The 19,806-nt window shown below is 61.5% G+C and carries 22 protein-coding genes; 8 read left to right on the plus strand and 14 right to left on the minus strand.

The features are described from left to right. Nucleotides 1-50 precede the first annotated feature (50 nt). Nucleotides 51-983, plus strand: coding sequence for a LysR family transcriptional regulator (locus LB532_RS21695; RefSeq protein ID WP_140642637.1), 933 nt, complete (start codon nt 51-53; stop codon nt 981-983). A 104-nt stretch (nt 984-1,087) separates the two neighbouring features. On the opposite strand, the gene LB532_RS21700 is transcribed toward LB532_RS21695, so the two are convergent. The 6 genes from LB532_RS21700 to LB532_RS21725 form a co-directional block, all read right to left on the minus strand. Next, entirely contained in the window at nt 1,088-1,714 is a 627-nt protein-coding gene (locus LB532_RS21700; protein WP_140642638.1) for a hypothetical protein, read from the minus strand. Further along, on the minus strand, nt 1,714-2,589 hold the full coding sequence (locus tag LB532_RS21705) for an ABC transporter permease (RefSeq protein ID WP_140642639.1): 876 nt from the start codon (nt 2,587-2,589) through the stop codon (nt 1,714-1,716). The genes LB532_RS21700 and LB532_RS21705 overlap by 1 nt, the downstream gene beginning before the upstream one ends. Then, a complete protein-coding gene (locus LB532_RS21710) occupies nt 2,586-3,374 on the minus strand; it encodes an ATP-binding cassette domain-containing protein (protein ID WP_140642640.1) in 789 nt (262 codons plus the stop codon). The genes LB532_RS21705 and LB532_RS21710 overlap by 4 nt, the downstream gene beginning before the upstream one ends. Nucleotides 3,375-3,444: 70 nt before the next feature. After that, complete coding sequence (locus LB532_RS21715; RefSeq protein ID WP_140642642.1) at nt 3,445-3,888, minus strand: hypothetical protein; 444 nt, start codon at nt 3,886-3,888, stop codon at nt 3,445-3,447. A gap of 29 nt (nt 3,889-3,917) precedes the next feature. After that, nucleotides 3,918-4,889 (minus strand): YVTN family beta-propeller repeat protein, encoded by a 972-nt coding sequence (locus LB532_RS21720; protein WP_140642643.1) that lies wholly within the window; start codon nt 4,887-4,889, stop codon nt 3,918-3,920. Between the two features lie 21 nt (nt 4,890-4,910). Beyond that, a complete protein-coding gene (locus LB532_RS21725; protein WP_140642645.1) occupies nt 4,911-6,140 on the minus strand; it encodes an ABC transporter substrate-binding protein in 1,230 nt (409 codons plus the stop codon). A gap of 38 nt (nt 6,141-6,178) precedes the next feature. On the opposite strand from LB532_RS21725, the gene LB532_RS21730 reads away from it, so the two are divergent. The 5 genes from LB532_RS21730 to LB532_RS21750 are packed head-to-tail and all read left to right on the plus strand — an operon-like array spanning nt 6,179 to nt 10,786. After that, nucleotides 6,179-6,436, plus strand: coding sequence for a hypothetical protein (locus tag LB532_RS21730; protein WP_140642647.1), 258 nt, complete (start codon nt 6,179-6,181; stop codon nt 6,434-6,436). Continuing rightward, nucleotides 6,433-8,259 carry a (5-formylfuran-3-yl)methyl phosphate synthase gene (locus tag LB532_RS21735; RefSeq protein ID WP_224557154.1) on the plus strand — a complete coding sequence of 609 codons (1,827 nt, stop codon included), beginning with the start codon at nt 6,433-6,435 and terminating at the stop codon, nt 8,257-8,259. The genes LB532_RS21730 and LB532_RS21735 overlap by 4 nt, the downstream gene beginning before the upstream one ends. Nucleotides 8,260-8,262: 3 nt before the next feature. Next, entirely contained in the window at nt 8,263-8,814 is a 552-nt protein-coding gene (locus tag LB532_RS21740; protein WP_140515154.1) for a flavoprotein, read from the plus strand. Further along, complete coding sequence (locus LB532_RS21745) at nt 8,807-10,201, plus strand: DUF6513 domain-containing protein (protein WP_140642650.1); 1,395 nt, start codon at nt 8,807-8,809, stop codon at nt 10,199-10,201. Before LB532_RS21740 ends, LB532_RS21745 begins: the two co-directional genes overlap by 8 nt. Beyond that, a complete protein-coding gene (locus tag LB532_RS21750; protein WP_140642652.1) occupies nt 10,202-10,786 on the plus strand; it encodes a DUF447 domain-containing protein in 585 nt (194 codons plus the stop codon). A gap of 21 nt (nt 10,787-10,807) precedes the next feature. Here the strand turns inward: LB532_RS21750 and LB532_RS21755 are convergent, their stop codons facing one another. Beyond that, nucleotides 10,808-11,854 (minus strand): hydantoinase/oxoprolinase family protein, encoded by a 1,047-nt coding sequence (locus tag LB532_RS21755; RefSeq protein WP_140642654.1) that lies wholly within the window; start codon nt 11,852-11,854, stop codon nt 10,808-10,810. Here LB532_RS21755 and LB532_RS21760 point away from each other — a divergent pair. Further along, entirely contained in the window at nt 11,804-12,595 is a 792-nt protein-coding gene (locus tag LB532_RS21760) for a HisA/HisF-related TIM barrel protein (RefSeq protein WP_140642656.1), read from the plus strand. The genes LB532_RS21755 and LB532_RS21760 overlap by 51 nt on opposite strands. A 135-nt stretch (nt 12,596-12,730) precedes the next feature. On the opposite strand, the gene fae is transcribed toward LB532_RS21760, so the two are convergent. From fae to LB532_RS21795, 7 genes are all read right to left on the minus strand, one after another. Then, a complete protein-coding gene (gene fae, locus LB532_RS21765; protein WP_140642658.1) occupies nt 12,731-13,237 on the minus strand; it encodes a formaldehyde-activating enzyme in 507 nt (168 codons plus the stop codon). Nucleotides 13,238-13,385: 148 nt separating this feature from the next. After that, on the minus strand, nt 13,386-14,246 hold the full coding sequence (locus LB532_RS21770) for a triphosphoribosyl-dephospho-CoA synthase (RefSeq protein WP_140642660.1): 861 nt from the start codon (nt 14,244-14,246) through the stop codon (nt 13,386-13,388). Nucleotides 14,247-14,261: 15 nt separating this feature from the next. Further along, nucleotides 14,262-15,209 (minus strand): RimK family alpha-L-glutamate ligase, encoded by a 948-nt coding sequence (locus LB532_RS21775; RefSeq protein WP_140642661.1) that lies wholly within the window; start codon nt 15,207-15,209, stop codon nt 14,262-14,264. Between the two features lie 51 nt (nt 15,210-15,260). Next, on the minus strand, nt 15,261-16,217 hold the full coding sequence (mch, locus tag LB532_RS21780; protein WP_140642663.1) for a methenyltetrahydromethanopterin cyclohydrolase: 957 nt from the start codon (nt 16,215-16,217) through the stop codon (nt 15,261-15,263). Further along, on the minus strand, nt 16,214-17,275 hold the full coding sequence (locus tag LB532_RS21785; RefSeq protein ID WP_224557157.1) for an ATP-grasp domain-containing protein: 1,062 nt from the start codon (nt 17,273-17,275) through the stop codon (nt 16,214-16,216). Before LB532_RS21785 ends, mch begins: the two co-directional genes overlap by 4 nt. Before the next feature lie 46 nt (nt 17,276-17,321). Next, the gene (locus LB532_RS21790) at nt 17,322-18,215 is read right to left on the minus strand and encodes an NAD(P)-dependent methylenetetrahydromethanopterin dehydrogenase (RefSeq protein ID WP_140642665.1); all 894 of its coding nucleotides are present in this window, start codon (nt 18,213-18,215) and stop codon (nt 17,322-17,324) included. A gap of 30 nt (nt 18,216-18,245) precedes the next feature. Continuing rightward, nucleotides 18,246-19,217 carry a beta-ribofuranosylaminobenzene 5'-phosphate synthase family protein gene (locus tag LB532_RS21795; protein ID WP_140642667.1) on the minus strand — a complete coding sequence of 324 codons (972 nt, stop codon included), beginning with the start codon at nt 19,215-19,217 and terminating at the stop codon, nt 18,246-18,248. 157 nt (nt 19,218-19,374) lie between these two features. Between LB532_RS21795 and LB532_RS21800 the strand changes: the two genes are divergently transcribed. Next, on the plus strand, nt 19,375-19,755 hold the full coding sequence (locus LB532_RS21800; protein WP_140642669.1) for a 4a-hydroxytetrahydrobiopterin dehydratase: 381 nt from the start codon (nt 19,375-19,377) through the stop codon (nt 19,753-19,755). Nucleotides 19,756-19,806 lie beyond the last annotated feature (51 nt).

A 19,806-nucleotide genomic window follows, 5' to 3' on the forward strand; every position in this document is an offset into this window, starting at 1 on the left:
GTAAAATTCAATAACTTTACGTTGATACTAAAAATAATTTAGTATCAGGCATGAGAAACCTCACGCTCAAGCATTTCAAGACCATCCAGGCCATCATCAAGCACGGAAAAATTGTGAGTGCGGCCAAGGCGTTAGGTCTGTCTCCTTCAGCACTGACAATTCAGTTGCGGCAAATGGAGGAAGAATTCCAACTGGCTCTGTTCGACAGGACGTCTGACGGCATGCGTCCCACTGCCGCAGGTTTGGCCGTCGTTGAGGCGGCGCAGGCGATCGAGGAGCATCTCGGTCTGCTCGAAGACAAGATCGACGCCATCAAGGGCGTTCGTACCGGTAGCTTGAGGCTCGGCGTCGTTTCCACCGCCAAGTATTTCGCGCCGCGGTTGATGGCTGCGTTCATGAAGGAACATCCCGACATCGACATGCGGCTTGCCATCGGCAATCGTGCCCAGACGATCGACAACCTCAAGAATCACGACATCGACATCGCGCTGATGGGGCGCCCGGCGAAAGAGGTGCCGGTGCGTGCTTCGGTCTTCGGCGATCACCCGCTGGTCATCATCGCGCCGCCCGAACACCCGCTGGCGGCGGCGCGCGATATCTCCAAGGAGCGCATCGCCGAGGAGCATTTCCTTATTCGCGAGCCCGGCTCCGGAACCCGCATCTCGCTGGAAATATTCCTGAGCGACGTGCCTGGCCGCATCGACGAACTCGGTGTCGAGATGGGCTCGAACGAAACGATCAAGCAGGCGGTGATGGCTGGTCTGGGCATCGCCTTCATTTCTGCCCACACCATCGCCGCGGAAACGGAAGCTGGCCGGCTTGTCATCCTCGACGTTGTCGGCATGCCGATCCGCCGACAATGGTTCTCGGTGATACGAACCGATCACGCAATCTCGCCGGCCATGGCTACGTTCAACGATTTCCTGATGCGCAAGGGCGCGATGTATCTGCCCCTGTTCGGTAAGCTTTATCCCGATACCTGAGCGGGATGGGCTGCCGCACGACGCTCGCAGATCTACCAGAGCGAGACGCCAGACGTGTCGATGGCCTAAGGGACGTTAAATCCGTCGCGAGGTCGACTGAAGGTCTATTTCTTCTGACCGAGCGTTTCCGAGACGGTCCTCGATAATTGATAGAGCCGCTGCTCGATGATCGTCGGCACGTCGCAGACATAGGTCAGCGACTGGACACGTTCGTTGAAAATGCGCGTCGCGAAATTCAACTGGTCGGTACGCCGTTCGACTTCGTCCGGATCGGCGTCGGCTTTGGCACGCAGGGCGTCGACGTCGGATGCTTCCTTGCGCAATTCAGCCGCCATTTCGAGCTGTTTGTGGGCATAGCGGGAAATGCCGGAAATCACGTGCGAACGCTCGGCGTCCATGTGATCGAACATTCCCTGCACCAGCATCGCCATCTTTGGTGCGACCTGCTCCGCCGGCAGAGAAGCCGCAAAGTCCTTGATCTCCTTCTGGGCTTCGGCAATCGGCGTCCGTCGGGCCGCCACCGCCTCGACCAGCGCGGAGACGCCCGAATCCTTCGACCAATCCTTCGCCGCCGGGGGAAGCTCCGGCCCGTTCCAGATCTGGCCGAGCGAGAGCTGCGGCACCTTGCGCTGCATGCAGGGCCAGTCGGGATCGGTGTTTGCCGCCCTGGCGTCCATCGGGACAAGCATGGCGACCAGAACCAGGGTGTGCACAAGTCTCATTCGCGCCATCAGCCGTTTCCTCCCGTGTCCTGTTTGCGGGTCATCAGGCCGCGCGAAGGATCATATGCAATGATGGCGCCGCCCAGAAACAACAGAGTGCAACCGGCGACGACGCCCAGCGACAGCCAGTCGATCTGCCCATAGAAGGCGAAGCGGATCAGTTCGACGGCATAGGTGAACGGATTGGCGAGGCAGATCTTGTAGAGCAGGGGGCTTGCCTCCTGGATGCGCCACAAAGGATACAGCGCCGGAGACGCGAAATAGCCGGGAAAGATGACGAAGTTCATGATGCCGGCGAAGTTTTCGAGCTGCTTGATCATGGACGACAAAAGCATGCCGAGCGCGCAAAGCATCATGCCCGACAGAAACAGTGCCGGCAGCACGTAGAGATAGCCGAGCGGCGGCGCCCTGACGCCCCACAACCAGGCGACGATCAGGAATGCGTAGACTTGCACGATCGACACGGCCACGCCGGCCAACATCTTCGACACCAGCAGGAACCAGCGCGGAAATGGGCTGACCAGCAGGATGCGCATATTGCCCATCTCGCGGTCGTAGACCATCGACAGCGAAGACTGCATGCCGGAAAACAGCAGGATCATGCCGCACAGACCCGGAGTGATGTAGACCTCGTAGAGCACATAGGTCTTGTAGGGAGGGATGATCGACACGCCGAGCACCTGGCGGAAGCCGGCGGCGAAGATGAACAGCCAGACGAGCGGCCGCACCAGTGAGGAAATGAACCGTTCGCGTTGGTGCAGGAAGCGCAGGCACTCGCGCAGGACGATGCCTTTCAGGCAAATGAGATAGTGGCGGAGGCCGAATGGTTCAGACCCTACCGGTTTGATGCCGACGCCTTTTCCGGGCATCGCAGGAGCGCTCATGACGATGTCTCCGCCATGCCTGCCGCGTCGACGCGGCTGAGCTTCGAAAAGGCATCGCGAATGGAATTTCCTCCATTTGCCTGGACGACATCCCACACCTTGCCCCTGGCGACCAGGTCACCCCGCCGCAGCACGACGACATGATCGGTATCGTCGACTTCATCGATCAGATGCGTGGCCCAGAGCACGCCGATACCATCGATTTCGACGAGCTTGCGGATGGTGGCGAGGATGCCGGCGCGCGACTCGATGTCGAGGCCGACGGTCGCTTCGTCAAGCAGGAGCAGGGAAGGTCGGTGAAGCAGCGCCCGGGCGATCTCGATGCGCCGCATCTGACCGCCGGAGAGGCTGCGCGCCTTGTCATGCTGGCGGCCCTGCATGTCGACAGTGTCAAGCAGCGCGGCGATGCGCTGCCGGGCTTCGCGTCCGCCAATGCCATGCAGCGAGGCATGGTAGGAGAGATTCTGGTAGACGCTGAGATCGAGGTCGAGCGTGCGCGCCTGGAACACGATGCCGACCCGTCTGAGCGCTTCGCCCGACGCGCTGCGGATGTCGTGGCCGAAGATGCGGATCGACCCGTGACGCGTGTCGTAGAGGTGGCTGATCAGGGAGAACAGCGTTGTCTTGCCAGCCCCGTTGAGGCCGAGCAGGACGGTGAACGTCGCCGGCAAGATCGAGAACGAAACCTCGTTGAGTGCCCGCTTCGGTCCATAGGAGTGGCTGACGGCACTGACCTCGAGCGCCGGCGCCTCGTCTCCCGGTCCGCTTGTCCTCACATGCTGCATGCCCGGATCGCTCCTTCAGGACGCGTTGGCAGGACGCACTGCTATCTAGCGCGCCTGGTTGCCTTTGGTCTCACTTGATCGTGATCTTGCCCTTCAGGCCCTTGTCGGCGAGGTCGGGAACCGACCAGGTATATTCGCCCGGGCGAACTGTGTGGAATTGCACCTGGATCGTTCCCGCGTGGTCGAATTCCAGCCAGGCCGGTCCGCCGTCCATATGCACCTCCAGATCGTCGATGACGATCTGGTCCATCCACACATTGCGGAACAGGTCGGTCACGAACTTGTATTCGAAACCGCTCTTGGAGGTGATCTTCCAGCGATAGCCTTGGCCGGCGATCAGTTCGAAATCCTTCTGATTGACGGCATAGGTGGAATCGGCCGAGCCGATAATCAATTCCGGCAGGTTCTTGCTGGCACGCGAGGGTTTTGGCGTTGCGTCATCCGCGCTTGCGCCGATCGGAGCAAGTACAAATCCGGCGAGCGCGGCGAAGATAAACCTATGGCGAAATTTCATGTCACGATCCTCCCCTAGATCAATGTCTGCTATTTGGGCGAAATGGCCACACCCCAAGGCTGCTGGCCCACGGTGAGCGATTGGACCGGCTCGTCGGTCGCCGTATCGATGAACGTGATGTCGTTGGAGTTGCCATTCGTCGTGATCAGCGTTTTCTGGTCGGGTGTGAAGGCCAGGTGCCAGACGCGTTGGCCGACGAGGATGTATTTCTCGACCTCGTAGGTGTCGGTATTGACCACGGCGACATGGTTCGCCGGGCCGAGCGCGACATAGGCTTTCTTGCCGTCGGCGCTGATGGCGATGCCTACCGGCTGGATGGTCTCAGCCCGCAATCCCTGAATCGCGAACTGGATCTTCTTCACCACTTCGCGTTTGGCGTTATCGATGACGCTGACGGTGCCGCCGACCTCGGCGCTGACCCAGACCTGCGAGCCGTCCGGCTTGAATTCGGCAAAGCGCGGGCGCGTGTCGACCAATACATTATCGGTTACATCGTGGGTGCCAGTGTCGATGAAATGCGCCATGCTGGTGGTTTCCGAGGTGTTGACCATGGTCTTGCCATCAGGGCTGATACCCATGCCTTCCGGTTCCACGCCGACTGGAATCTCGGCCATGACCTGCTTGCTCTCGACGTCGATGGCGGTGACGAGGTTGTCGTCCTCATTGGCGATATAGAGCGTCTTGCCGTCAGGCGAGAGCACGAACAATTCGGGATCGGGGCCGGATGGCAGCGTGCCGACGATCTGCAGCGTCGCGGTGTCGATGATTTCGACCGTGTCGTCGTCACTGGCGCAGAGATAAACGAATTTGCCGTCATGCGAGATGGTGATGCCGCGTGGTCTCTGGCCGACCTCGACGGTCTTCACCACCTGCATGGTGGCCGTGTCGACGACCGTCATCGTGTTGTCCTTCTCGTTGGAAACGTAGGCCGTATAGGCCGATGCCGGACTGGCCGTGAGGCCGGCCGCGAGAATGGCGAATGCACAAGCTCGTGTCTGCACGCAAATTCCTCCCCATTGGCCCTACTTGAGGACGCATTTCGTTTCCGGCTGATCGATACCGAGCGTATCGAGTTCGGAGAATTGGTGGAGATAGCCCTCCTGCGGCGATGTCGACACGACCGACTTGGTGTCGCCAAGCAGGATCGGCTGGCGAAGCTGGAGGTTCCATTTGCGGAAGGTGAGCTTCTGTCCCTTGAAGGCGGCAACCGAGAAATCGCCCGACCGGATGTAGTCGCTGATTTTTTTCGCATCGTCGCCTTTGGTGCGCGTGGTGGCTTCGCCGACGGCACGCACTGCTGTCCACGCCGACATGTCCTTTGAAAGCATCCGCCGGCCCGCTGTCTTCAGGAAGCGGCTCTGCATCTGGATGCCGCCCCATTGCTCGCTGGCGGGATGCCATGACGATGCAACAAGCCCGGCCGTGCCGGCGACCAGCCGCGGCGTCCAGGTCCGGTAGGGCACGTAGGTCCCAAACACCTCGCTTTCGTCGGCGACAAGCACAATGTCGTGCTCCGGCAGATCCTGCGTGAATACGGAAATCTGCTGCTGTATCTGCGTGGCGCCGGTATCGGTACGTCTGGCCGTGCCGGTGTCCTTGAATTCCTTCTCGGCGACGATCTGGCCACCAAAACGGGTTGCCGCGCGGCGCAACGCGTCGGCGTAGAGATGATCCTGCTCATGCGAGCCGTAGAGCAGCACCCAATTCGGCCACTTCTTCACCATGAGATACTGCGCCAGCGCATCGGCAAGCATGCTGCGCGTCGGTGCGATATGAAAAACATTGATGCGGCAGTCCTCCTCGCGCAGGCTGTCGTCGGTGGCACCGATGTTGAAGATCAGCACGCCCTTGTCGCGGGCGATATCGGCGATCGACAGCAATTGTTTGGCCGAGAGGTCCGCGACGACATAGTGGTCACCCTTGGCGATCAGGTCCTCGAATGCCTGGACCGCGTCGGCTTCGGGTTTGATCTCGGTCACGTCGAGGCTGAATTTCTGGTCGGTGAACTTTCCGGTCGTGTTGTTATCGCCGATTGCCACATTGGCGCCGGCGACACCTTCGTCACGCGGCGGCAGGTCGAGCATGGAAAGCGTCAGTTGCGGCGCGTAGGCCCGCAAATAACCTATCTTGATTTCAGTGATCTTTTTTTCCGGCTTCGCCGCCGCTTCCTGGGCTATCGCCCCCGGAGCGTTGACGGTCAGGAAAAAAAAGCACAAAAAGGCGGCGAGAGTGCCCGGCACCGCGCTCGTCATCGATAGTAATTACCCATTCTCGCGCTGAGATCCGACGGTTGTCGGAGCAGCGCCAAGTCCAGGTGCCCATGGTCAACTTAGCCGACCCGCAAAATTTATCAAACCCTATCGGACGACTTTTCGCGCCTGCCCTGGCTCGATGTCTTTTTGACAAACATGCCATGGCGGCTGAAAAGATTGCCACCTTCGATTTCGAGGTCGTTCGCAGCTTTGTCATCCGCGATGTGCGTGAGAATCGCGCGGACGAGGAACAAAAAAAGATCTTGGCCTCCAAGCTGGAGAAACTGTTCAAATGACCAGAATGTTGGCCAGCGTCACCGGTATCGAAGAGGCGGAGATCGTTCTTTCGGGCGGTGTCGACATCGTCGATCTGAAGGACCCGAAGGCGGGAGCGCTGGGCGCGGTGTCCACCGAAACCATCCGCCGAACGATTTCGTTCATCGCTGGTCGGGCTCCGGTCAGCGCGGTCTGCGGCGACCTGCCGATGGAACCCGAAACGATCCGCGCCAAGGCTGAAGAGATCGCGGCGACCGGCGTGGATTATGTCAAGATCGGGTTTTTCCCATCGGCTGACATCCCTGCCTGCGCGGAGGCGCTGGAACCGCTCGCCGCGCGAACGAAGTTGATCGCTGTGCTCTTTGCCGATCTTGCACCGGACTTCGAGTTCCTGCCGGTGTTCGGCAGGCACCGCTTCCACGGCGTGATGGTTGATACGGCGCAGAAGGGGAAGGGCCGGCTGCTCGACCATTTGCCACCGGAGCGCATTCCGGGATTCGTCGATCGAGCGAAGTCGCTCGGTCTGATGGTTGGCCTGAGCGGATCGCTCGAAGCCCCGGATATTCCACGCTTATTGCCTTTCGCTCCCGATTTCCTCGGCTTTCGCGGCGCGCTGTGTGGCGATGCCGGCCGCGCGGGTTCAATCAGCGCCGAGGCGGTCTCGCAGATTCGCGAATTGGTCCCGGCAGAGCCTGGGACAGGCGGTAAATCGAGCATCGACTATCGCCTGTTGGCAGCGAGAGGCTATTCGCCGGGCACTGATCCGACACTGGGCACGGATAGGATTTTCGTGCGGGATTTTGTTCTGCCGGTCCAGATCGGTGCCTACAGCTTCGAGCATGGCCATACTCAAAAGGTGCGCTTTGATGTGATCGCCGACGTGCTGCAAGTCACCGACCATCCCGAGGACATGCGCCATGTGTTCTCCTACGACATCATCATGGATGGCATTCGCACCATCGTCGCGCGGGGACACATTCAGCTCAGCGAGGCTTTGGCCGAGCAAGTGGCGGCGCACGTTCTGGAGAACCAGCGCGTCGTGCGCGTCACGGTAAGGGTGGAAAAACTCGAGCTCGGGCCTGGCGGTGTCGGCGTCGAGATCGAACGCAAGCGCCAAGCGGCAAGACGCGGTGTCGCCTCCGGCTCTGCCGGCCGGAAAGACAGAAGCAGTATTTCCCGGCCGCGCCAGCAAGGCTCCGACGTCCTCGGGCGGGCCGTCGTCAAGCTTGGCGGCAGCACTGCCCATGCGGCGGAAATGACGAGCTGGATCGCGGCGCTGGCGGGTTCCAGGTTACCGATCGTCATCGTGCCCGGCGGCGGCCTGTTTGCCGACCAGGTGCGCGAGACGCAGACCCGCATGGATTTTTCCGACACCGCCGCACATGCCATGGCGATCCTCGCCATGGAGCAGTTCGGCCACGTCATCCTCGATCGGGACGAAAGACTGACGCCGGCACGATCGCTGGAGGAGATTGTGCGAACATTGGACGAAGGGAAGGTCCCGGTGTGGCTGCCGTCGTCACTGGCGCTGCCGGCACCGGACGTTCCGGCCTCTTGGGACATTACCTCCGATTCCCTGGCCGCCTGGCTTGCCGGGAAGCTTGGCGCGAACGCGCTGTTGCTTATCAAGCAGACTGATGCATTCTTCGACAACGATACCCCTGACAGCCTGAAGGCCAGGGGCATTGTCGACGCAGGCTTTGCCGCCATGCTGCCCGACGGCATCGATTTCCGTCTCGCCGGTCCGAAGGATGCCGCCGAGGCGGGCGCGCTACTCGCATCGGGCAAGCTGCCCGGCATCGGGATCGTGGCTTCGACCCGCTCGGCAAAGAAGGCAGGCTAGCCGATGGTGAAGCTGCACGTGCCGCGCTGGGCGTGGGTTTTGACGGGCTCCGGGCATTTTTTCACGGAGAGCTTCGCACTTGTTCGCCAACTCGAACATTGCGATGTTTTCGTGTCGAAAGCCGCCAATGAAGTGCTGCGCATGTATAAGCTCAAACTCGATTTTCCGGAGACGACGCGCGTGCTGCACGACAAGACGGCGAGCGCCATTCCCGTCGGCGAATTTTACCACGGCGTCTACCACACGGTCGTGGTGGCGCCTGCCTCGTCCAACACGGTTGCCAAATGCGTCTGGGGTATTTCCGATACGCTTGCCACCAACGTCTTTGCGCAAGCCGGAAAGTGCCGCGTGCCGATCATCGTCTTTGCCTGCGACACCGCACCCGAACTCGAAACCATGGCACCGCATGGCCTGGTCAAAGTCTATCCGCGCAGGATTGACCTGGAAAACACCGAGCGGCTGAAGGGGTTCGAACGAACCCAGGTCGTCGAGTCGCTCGCGGACCTCAACGCGGCGGTCCAGCAACGCCGGGCCGAGCTGTCCGGCCATGGCTGAGCGGCTGGTCTTTCTCACAGGACATCTGGCCAGGGCACGGTTGGAAAAGCTGCTATCCGGTCTGGGCGAGACGGAGTTTTCGTGGGAGGTGGTCGACATAGGTGTCAAGGTCGCCGCACTGATGACCGAAGACATCATAAAGCGGCGTCTCATCGCGCCCAACGCCGTTGACCGCTTTATCCTACCAGGGCGCTATCGCGGCGATATCGAGCAATTGTCGAACCATTTCGGCGTGCCCTTTGCGCGCGGTCCTGACGAGATCGCGGACCTGCCGGCCTTTCTCGGCCGTGTCGGCGAGCCGCCGGATCTTACGCGACACGATATGCGCATCTTCGCCGAGATCGTCGATGCGCCAATGCTGTCGATCGAAGCGCTCATGCTGCGGGCGGGGACGCTAGCTGCGGCCGGCGCCGATGTCATCGATCTTGGCTGCCTGCCTGAAACGCCATTTCCGTTGCTGTCGGAGGCAGTGCGCGGGCTCAAGGCACAGGGATTTCAGGTCAGCGTCGATTCGGCCAGCGCGGACGAACTGTCGATCGGTGCGCGCGCCGGCGCGGACTATCTTCTCAGCCTCGACGAGAACACGCTGCCGTTGATCTTCGGTCATGGCGCTACGGCGGTGTTGATCCCTTCCGCCCCTGGCGATCTGGATTCGCTTGGTCGCGCTATCGATGCGGCGCAAAGCGCTGGCATTCCCTTCATCGCGGACCCCGTGTTGGATCCGATCCACTTCGGCTTTGCCCAATCGATCGGCCGCTTCATCGAGGCGCGGCGCCGCTGGCCGGAGGCCGAATTGCTGATGGGCACCGGCAATCTCACCGAACTTACCGATGCCGACAGTTCCGGCGTTACGGCCGTTCTAACGGGCCTCTGCTCGGAGCTCGGGGTTCGAAATGTGCTAGCTGTGCATGTCAGCCCGCACACGGTGCGGACGATCGAGGAGCACGACATTGCCCGCCGCGTGATGTTTGCCGCCCGCAATGACGGTGCACTGCCGCGTAGCTATCACCCAGGCTTGCTGCAGATCCACGATCGCAAGCCTTTCACGGCCTCGACCGATGATATCGCTGCATTGGCGGCCGCGGTGCGCGACGCCAACTACCGTATCGCTGCAGCGGAGGACGGCATCCATATTCTCAATGGCAAAGGGCACGCGGTTGCTAAGGATGCCTTCGAATTTTTCGCCGGACTTGGCGTGGAGACCGACGGTGCGCATGCTTTCTATCTGGGCGCGGAACTGACGAAAGCCGAGATCGCGTGGCGCCTCGGCAAGCGCTATGTTCAGGACGAGCCGCTCGCATGGGGCGTTGCCGCACCGGCTCTCGAAACCGACCGTACCCGTCTTGCCGAACCGGGCGAGACGCTTCGCGCGAAGAAGGAGGGCTAGGTGCCTTACATTCGCGAGACAATCATCACCACTGTCGACAAGACAGGAAAGATCCATATCGCACCGATCGGCATAATCTCCGAAAAAGACGGCTGGGTCATCGCACCGTTTCGTCCCTCGGTTACGCTCGACAATCTGGCGGCGGTGCCGTTCGCCATCGCCAACTACACCGACGACGTGCGCGTCTTCGCTGGATGCCTGACCGGGCGCAAGGACTGGCCGACCGTTCCCGTCGAAGATTTTCTGGTTCCCCGGTTGGCGACCGCGCTGGCGCATTCGGTTCTCGAAGTCGAGAGCGTTGACGATGATGGCGTGCGGCCTCGCCATTTCTGCCGCGTGGTTCGAGAGGAAATGCATGCGCCCTTCACCGGCCTTAACCGAGCCAAGGCGGCTGTTCTGGAACTGGCCATCCTGGTCAGCCGGCTCGGCATGCTATCCCGCGACAAGATCGAGGCCGAGATCGCGTATCTTTCGATCTCTATCGAAAAGACAGCCGGCGCCGACGAACGGGAAGCCTGGGGTTGGCTGATGCAGCGTGTCAGCGATCACCTGGCCGCCAAAGGGTCCAGCAGCGGGGACGCGTGAGCCATGACGGCGCGAGCGCCGCTACGCTGCTTGTGATCGATATCCAGCCAGCAGCGCCACCGCCGATGCTGGTGCGGCGCGGCTGGCCTCGCCGCGAACAGCGTCATGAGCGGGGACGATGTCGGCGAAATCGACAAAGCGACGTTCCATGCGCTCGGCCAGCCGCCTGATCTGCCAGCGGCCCGTTCCGGCGCCGACGATCGGAACATCTTGAGCAAGACCCCAGGCCACCAGGGATGCTGCGTCGTGGATTTTCCGCAATTGCTGCTCGCTGAACCAGCGTGCGACTTCACCCCATTCCGGCGGCGAAAGTTCAGCGGCGTCGCGCCCGACCATGCGCGCCAGTCGCGCGATCGAACCGTGGACGGTCTTTTCCTTGCCATCGGCGGAAGGGTGCATGTCGTCCTCCTCATCGAGCACGCCCAGGATCCGGTGCGCGTCGGCGATCGAGGCGAAATACTCGTTCATCAATGGCGTCAGTCTTCGATGGACAGGAGCAGACGAGGCTACGCCGAACAGGAATGTCCTGGTAAATCCCGTATAGACCAGTTCGCCAGTCAGAAGCCGTCCGGCATCGGTGTAGCCCTCATTGACGACGGCGCCATTCTTGATTGCGATAATGTCGGTGGTGGTCGAGCCCATATCGACGAACAGGGCATCGCCGGCCAGTTTTGCCACCAAAGAGGCTGTCGCGTGCCAGTTGGCGGAGGCGACATCGGTGCTCAGCCGCGCCGCCTGCTCGACCTCGACAAAGCCGGATGATCCGGCATAGATCAGCTTTTCGCCTCTGGGAAAACGGTTGGAAATCTGATCCAGCAGCGTCGTCACGCCGATATCCCGGGACGCAAAGATGTCGGACAGTTCGCCCGTCATGGTGAACGCGTTGAGATCGGCTTCCGCATAGATCGGGGCTGTTTCGTCGAGGGCCGAGGTCAGGCTGTGCAACCCTTGCCAAAGCGGCGTGGCGATCGTTACCGCGCCGACGATGCGGCCGCCTTGCGCGCGCGTCACCTTCAGATGCGCGCCGCCAATGTCGAAGCCCGCAATGATGCTCTTTCTTTTTTCCACACTTCAAGCTTTCATGACAGCAGTTGGTCGGCGAGAAAAGCGTTGCGCATCATTCCGGTTCTCGACTTGAAAGACGGCGAGGTGGTTCGCGCCCAGCAAGGAAAACGCGATCGCTACCGGCCGATCGTTACGCCGCTCAGCCGAAGTTCCGATGTCGTCGCCGTCGCCGAAGGGTTGCGTACACTTTATCCCTTTTCGACCTTCTACATCGCCGATCTGGACGCCATCGAAGGCGGGACTCCAAACAGCGACGCACTCGCCCGGTTGAGGGCGATGACGCAGCCGCCTGAGCTTTGGATCGATGCCGGCGTAGCAGACAGGAAAACGCTTTCGGCGGCGCTTGCTGAACGTTCGGTATACCCCGTGTTGGGCTCCGAATCGCAGCAGGACGATGTGCTGCTCCGGCATTTTCGCGATCATCCCGATCTCATCCTGTCCCTTGATTTCCTTGGCGATGATTTTTGCGGACCGCGTTCTCTTCTCGATGAGTCCGAGCTTTGGCCGCAAAAGGTGATCGTCATGACGCTGGCCAAAGTCGGTGCGGCCGCCGGTCCGGATTTCAGGCGGCTGGAGGAGGTCAAGGCCAAAGCGAGAAATCGCGCCGTCATCGCGGCAGGCGGCGTCCGCGATGACAACGATATACGAGCGTTGTCAGCGATGGGCATCGCCGCAGCGCTGGTCGCAACCTCACTGCACAACGCCACGCTCACACCTGGTCACCTGGCGTCGCTCGGCGCCTGATCATAGTTGCTCCTCACTCCCGAAAGGCGGGCGCCCTTCGGGAGTGTCGCTTCAAAAGCCCAGAACCTTTTTCAACCGGCGCAACAGACCATCCGTTTCGGAAGATGGCTTTTCCTGTGCGGGGCTGTCTCTTGTCTAGGCCGCGAACGGATGCTTGACGTTGTCGCGCTGAGCGGTGGCTTCGGCGGCGGTCGGGGTTCCTGCGATAGCGCGCTGGATGGCCTCCTTTGTCGCCTCGTAGTTGTATTTCTGGATCTTGGCGTCGTCGGTCGCGTCCCAATGGATGAATACGCCGACGCATATGAACACGTCGTCCGCTTCGTTAGCCGGAATGGTCCCGTCCGCGACGCTGTCCTGCACGGCCTTTGCAACGGCATGCTGCGCCGGCCCGAACATCTGTACAGCCTGCTTGGCGCCCTTGATCGTGACCTTGTTGAACATCACCGTATTGGGCTTGCATTGAAGATTGGGCGCGATCACCGCCAAAAGCGAGGTAAAACCGTCCTTGTTGTTGGTAAGCGCGTTGCAAAATGCCGTTTCGACCGCGCTCCCTCGCGGGCCGATGAGCAGGTCGACATGCGCGACTTCGTTGCCGTCCCCTACCAGCGATTCACCGACCATTACCTTCGAGATTTTTGCCATGCCAATTTCCTCCAAGACACAATTATGATGTCCACGGACGCTGCAACCGAGCAGGCGCTCGATGGACAGCTATCCTTGTTGGCAGCGCCCGGATTGCCCGGACCGGTTGGCTAGATAGCCGCGGAAGCACAGCTCCCGCTTTTGGAAGTCAAGCACCAACGCCGCGATTATGCAAGCGAGCGCCCAAGGTGTGGACTAAAAGAGTAGCCACGGTCAGATCGGCAGAGGTGCCGGGGTTGACTTTGTCCGCCTTCAGCCGGCGATCGAACTCCATGAGCAGGCGAATGCGTGACGGCTCGTCGCCGTTGGCATGGAGCGCCGCCTGAACGGCAAGAGCGTCTTGTCGCGCCTGATTTGCGACTTCAATTCCGTGATTGCGCACCACGTGACTGTCGGGGAAGCCTGCGACAAACGCCATATAGGCGAACACGGTCGGCCACATGCCGCTTTCTCCGCGTGCTAGCGCCCCTACCAGCGCCGCCAGCCCGACCCCGAACACGTCGCCGAAACAGGTGTCATACTGGCGTGCGATCATATCGCGGTCGGCAGCCTCCCGCATTGCTTCCAAGAGATGAACCTTCGGCTCCTGCCGCACATCATTCGCGGCGTCTCCTAGGCCACCTGGCGCTGCCATGGCGATCGCCTCGAACACTGCCCTGGTATCGTCCATGCTCAACGCGCGCAGCAGCGAGTCGAGATTATCCTGCAAGCTGCCACTCCTCATTTCGGCGGCGCATATCAGAGGCCCCGCCAGGAGGATGATACCGAGATTTGTATTGGTTGCTACGGCCAGACGTGTTGCACGCACCGCCTCCAGCATGCGCTGCCCGGCCGAGAGGCGAGGATCGGTCAGCGGCTCGGACGAAACTTCGGCACTTATCATGAACTGAGCGGCGGACATGCCGTGTCCGTCGGCGAACAGGTGGACGTTGCCTGGCTTCAGAGCTTCGATCTCCATCCGGCAGGCATCCTTGTAGCTAGCCCGGAGGCGTTCACGCGATAACGTCATCCTGCCGCCGCTCCGTCACGAATTCGCCGGCGCGGTGAAACGGAAGGGCCGCGGCGCGGCGGTCGCTTCGATGCGATCGGCCAGGAATTTCAGCAGGGCATCGGCGATCGCTTCGGCGATGTTCACAGCGACCACCGATTGCAGCCCGGACCAGGCGGGCATGCTGTTCACCTCGAGTACGAACAAGCTGCCATCGTCGGCTCGCACGATGTCCACGCCGGCGAAATCCGCGCCGACGGCTGCCGACGCGGCGACAGCCAGCGCTGCCAGTTCTGCCTCGCCATGTCCCGAAACCGGCTCCGGCATGCCACCCCGGTTGACGTTCGTGATCCAGTCGTCGCTGCTGCGGCTCATCATCGCGACGGTTTCGCCGGCGCAGACAAAAACGCGGAAATCCCGGAAAGGCGGGCCGGCGCGCGACACATAATGCTGGAGATAGTAGACGCTGTTCACCTCGTCTGCGGCGGGAAGGTCGGAGAGCGTACGGATCAGCCTTATCCCGCGGCCTTGCGCCCCGAACAATGGTTTCAGAACCAGCGGTCCCTCCGGAAGCTCCTGCGCCGCGATCTCCTTGGCGGCGGCAAGGCCTTCGACGGCGAACGTCGGTGGCGTTGGCAGGCCGGCATTTTTCAAGAGGAAAGTCGTCATCGACTTGTCGACGCAGCGTTCCACCGCCTGCGCCGAATTCCACACGGGAACCGACAGCCGACTCAACGCGTGCAGCACCCCGAGGCGCCGGGTGATCGCTTCGAACGATCCGGCGGCGATCGAACGGACGAGCACGGCATCGGGCAGCACACCGCCGAAACCGGGGATCGAAAGTCCGCTCGGGCTGCCGGTGTCGAACGCGATCGCCGCCAGCGGCACGGTTGCGACGATAGCACCCCGTCGACCAAGCCTTGCTGCAAGGCCCTTGGAGCCGGTGTCCGAATTGTCGCTGACGATCAGGATGCGATGGATCATGTGGCGCCTCGGATGTGGCGGACGACGGACGGGTCTCTTTGTGCCGCCATGCTAACCGAGGCTCCGTTCGAGCATCTTTGGATCACGCCGGCCAGCGCGAAACGTATCGCCGGTTTCGATCGCCGTCACGATCACTTCGGCCGGGCTGAACAACAGCGGATCGATGGCATAGAAATCCCCCTTGAACCGCTTGAAGATCTCGGCAAACGGTTGACCGTAGTCCCGCGAGGCGCGGCTCGGAAGTTTCTCCGCGAGGTTGCTGGCCTCTTTTGCCGACCCTTTTACGAAGAGCTGGACGCTGCCGCCATAGATGATGGCATCGTTCGTTCTGCCCATGGCGGTCAGGAAATCCGGGTGGGGGGCGGGGATTGGCGCCGCTCCGATGCCGTCGACAACGTTCTCCAACGGAAATTTGAGATCGTTGGCCTTGTGCATGGCAACCTCGAGCGCGCGCGCAACGATCTGCAGGCTGCCGGCAAGGCTTTGCGTCGGCGCGTAGATGAAGGTGAGCTTGTCGGTTGCCAGTCCGGTTGCCTTGCTCACTTTCTCGACGATTGCTGGGGGAGGCGGTTTGGCAGTCTCCAGGATAAGCACGGCCGACGATGCGGTGTCTCGATAGGAAAGCGCGTCGAACAGTGGTTCGACGCGGGCGAGTGCCCGCGCCGGTCCCGATCCCATGGCGAAATAGTCCTGGGCAGACAGGTTCCAGCCCGCATATTGGCTGCCTAGGCAGGCCAGTACGGGCTGCGACGAGCGCACCTCGACGGTGAACGGCCATTTCCGCTCCGTGCGGTCCATGAACACCGAAACGCTGCCGAGACCACCCATCGCTGCCTCCGCCATGCGCAGCCCGGCCTCGACGCTGCCGAGCGCCTTGGCGCCGACATCGATAAGGAGCTCGCCCAAGGTTCCCTTGGAAGCGGCGATCCGCAACCGTTCGGCATCGCTGATCATGCCGTCAGCGATGCGCTGTGCATTGTCGTTCAGGAATGCCGAACCGTTCTTCATGTCCGGTCTCCTTCCCATTGGAGTTGCAACCGGCGGGCTTGCCCCTTGATGAGCCGCCTGGTCAAACCGGCATTCGGACCGCGCGCGAAGATGGTACAGACGGGGTCGCCGGCAATCAGACGGGTGCCGGGTGACTGGTGGTCCGCAGTCCATTCGGGCCACACAATCGACGGAAACCGGGCGATTGGGGTCGCGGCGTAGGTCACCATTGAAGCCATCGAATCGACGAAGCGTGGCAAACGGAAGGTTCCTCCGGCCGCAGCTCGCAGATGTGCTTCGATCAGGGGCGCCTCGTCCTCGTCAAAAATGTCCAGCGTAGCGCCTGGCCGCGGATTGATCTCGATGAGCGTGTAGCCGTCCGATCCGCGAATGAGATCGGCGCTGCACAATCCAACCAGGCCGGCACGGCGCGTCAGGGCTGAAAGCCAGCCGCCGATGAGCGCCGCCTGCCTGCGGTCGAAGCGTCTCAACCGCACGGCCCCGCCATAGCGATAGGGTGCCGCGGAGACGGGGGAAGTCCATTGTTGGCTGAAGCCGACGATGCGCGCGGCCTGGCCGTCGCCGACGAAGAGGGCCGAGACGCTGCGTCCGGCGACGAAACGTTGGAAATAGCGGCCGGTGGTCTGGCTTTCTCCGGCCGCCTGTCTGATATGCCCACCCCCGGCGCCGCCCACGGTCTTGGCCACCCAGCTGTCTGGCTCAGGCGGCCGATCCCACCGGAATTCCGGATGTGGGATACCGAGTTCGGCACAATCCGCGGCCAGCAATTGCGGGTCCTTGATCCTGCTGATCGCCGCGCCGCGATTGCCGGCAAGCGGAAAATGGCGAGCGACGGCGTCGACAGTCTCCGTCATCCGCTCAAAACCCGAGCCCAGGACGACAGCGACCGGCCGGTCTTCGCCGGCCAGGTCCCGAAGCGTCTCGATAATGCGCTCGCCGTCGATGCCGTCCTGTAGGTTGCGCGGCAGCTTGGTCGTTCGTTCTGCCACCGCAACCGTATCGGTATCGCAGAAGAAATCAGCGACTAACGGGCGATAGCCCGCACGCCGCGCAGCCATGGCCAATGCCCGGCCTGAAATCGCCGCGATCAGCAGAGATCTGGCGCTATTTGGCAGTCTCGCGTGCAAGGGAAAAGGCTTCCTGGAAATCGAGCGCGATCGTTTTTTCGGATTCGATCATTCTTTTGAAAAGGCCGGACTCGACCTTATATTTGACGTTGCCGATGGCAAGCGGGCCAATCCCGACGGCCTTTGCCGCTTCTAGCGGGTCGCCATTGGCATTGACGGCCAATCCTTCGATGCCTGCGGGCGGGACCGCGTTGACGTCGGCGGCGATAAGCAAGCCGCTGCCTCTCAACTGGGCCTTTGAAACCACCTGGACGCCGGCTTTCGCACAAGCCAGTATGACCTCACTTGCTTCGACCAGATCGGTTTTCCGGGCATCGCTCGATCCGTCAGCCGCATCGACACCGATCTTGAATCGGCTTTTGATCTCGGCAGCGATCTGTTTCACCCTTTCGATGCCGTCATGGCCGACAAGCGTGACGCGGGCGCCCTCCCTTGCCGCGATGACGGCGGTGCAGAAGCCAACCACGCCGGTGGCGCCGAAAACAGCCACCCTCGTGTCCTTCAGCCCGCGCTCGAATTTCTTCTCCAACGCCTTTTCGACCTTGGCCACCATCGCCGCGGCCGTGGTGAACGAGCCGGCCGGGTCGGCAAATACCGAAACCTGGAAAGGCGGCACCATCGCCTTTTTCGCGGCATCGAACATGTCGAGCGCCAACGAAGCATCCTTCCCGGCGATAAAGATGCCGGTATCGACGCCGGCATCCGGCGGACGCGAAAAGATCGCGTCCTGAACTAGGCCTGTCACCTCACCAAGGCCAACATCGACATAGGGGACGACGCTGTCGAAGCCCGCGTCGAGCGCCATGTTCACGTCGAACGGGCTCATGTGCTTCAACGGCGTCAGCATATGCAGGATATGTTTGCGGGCCATTTCTCGCCTTTCTGCTTGGAATCTGAAGCGTCAGCTGCCGACGAGACCGAGTCCGGTCGAACTGATCTTCGCGCCGGAGTTCCTGCCTTTGACGATCTTGATCTGAAGGCCGTCTTCAACGGCTGTCTTCTGAACCGCGCCGACGAATTTGAGCGCGGCGTCATGCGACGGCGCGAAGGCAAAGCCTGTGGGTCCCCAGGAACTCTGGCCGATCCCGACGGCGCCCGCTTTATTGAGACGGTGAGCGACCATCTCGACCCGCTTTGAGGTGAACACGCCGCCCTGCGCCGGAGCGAAATGGCTGCCGATCAGCATCTGTATCGCGGTGACGGCAGCGCCGAATGCCGCAAGATCGCGCTCGACCAAGGCCGGCATGATACCCATCAGCACCCTCCGGCAGATCTCGCCGCTGCCCGCCGTCGGGAAGGGTGGCAGTGAACGGAACGCCGCGACCTCGGCCTCGCCATGCAGTCCATGCCCGGCATGGTCGAGGATGAGGATGACGCGCCATTCTTCGGGAAACGGCAGCCGCGCCACGACCGGAGGCGGTCCGCCACGCTCGTCCTTGCCCGCGTCGACAATCACGCCGCCGTCTTCGAAACTTGCGATGCCGATTCCAGATCGGCCGCCTCGTTCGAGCACGGTCGCGTCGCCGGCGACATCGAGAGGCAGGTTGTGGAGCGTTCGCAGTGCCGAGGCGACGGCAAGGGCGATCTGCGTGCCGGACCCAAGGCCGGCGTGACTCGGGATCGACTGTTCGATCACCAAATGGTGCTGGCCGCGAATGCCGAGATGCCTGCGGAGCGTCGACAAGTGCTCACCGGCGCGAACGCTCTCGGAACCTTCGACTATGGTCTCGCCGGACCGCGACAGGGTGACAACGGTTTCGGGTTCACTCAACGGAAGCCCAACGCTGCCAAAGCGACGTCCGGCATCGCCATTGAGATCGAGGAAGCCAAGGTGAAGGCGAGCGGGCACTCGTACGGTAACAAAATTCGACATCTGCCCCCCGATGGGTGCATCATGGATGCATCATGGAAGTTTAGGTGCCCGCCACGATGATAACTGTTTTCGTCGAGGGAGCAAGCCAAAGAGAGTGCATTCATGTTTCCGCTTTGGCCTGTCGTGTTGACGGACCGAGCAATTCGGGGAGGTCGAGATGAGCGAAACGGTCAAGGAGAAGATCTATTCGGACGCCGAGATTGCCGACCGGCTTGAGAAAGAGCTGCCGAAATGGCGCTACGAAAACGGCTGGATACGGCGCAAATACAAGACCCACAGCTGGAAGTCGACGCTGATGGTCATCAACACGGTTGGCCATCTCGCCGAGGCGGCGTGGCACCATCCCGATATCACCGCTTCCTATGCCTGGGTCGAGGTACGCCTGATGAACCACGCGGCGAAGGGTATCACCGACAAGGACTTCGAGTTGGCGAGAAAGATCGAGGATGTTGTCCAGTGGCAGCCGGCCAAGGAAGGCGGAGCGCTGGAGGGAACTCCGGCGACCGATCAACGCTTCGCTTACATCAAATATGATTAAGCGCGGTCGGAGTTTGTTGATAGCGTATGAAAACATTCGTTAATCTGCTGG

This window comes from Mesorhizobium sp. ESP-6-2 (assembly GCF_020164675.1).
Lineage (GTDB): Bacteria > Pseudomonadota > Alphaproteobacteria > Rhizobiales > Rhizobiaceae > Mesorhizobium.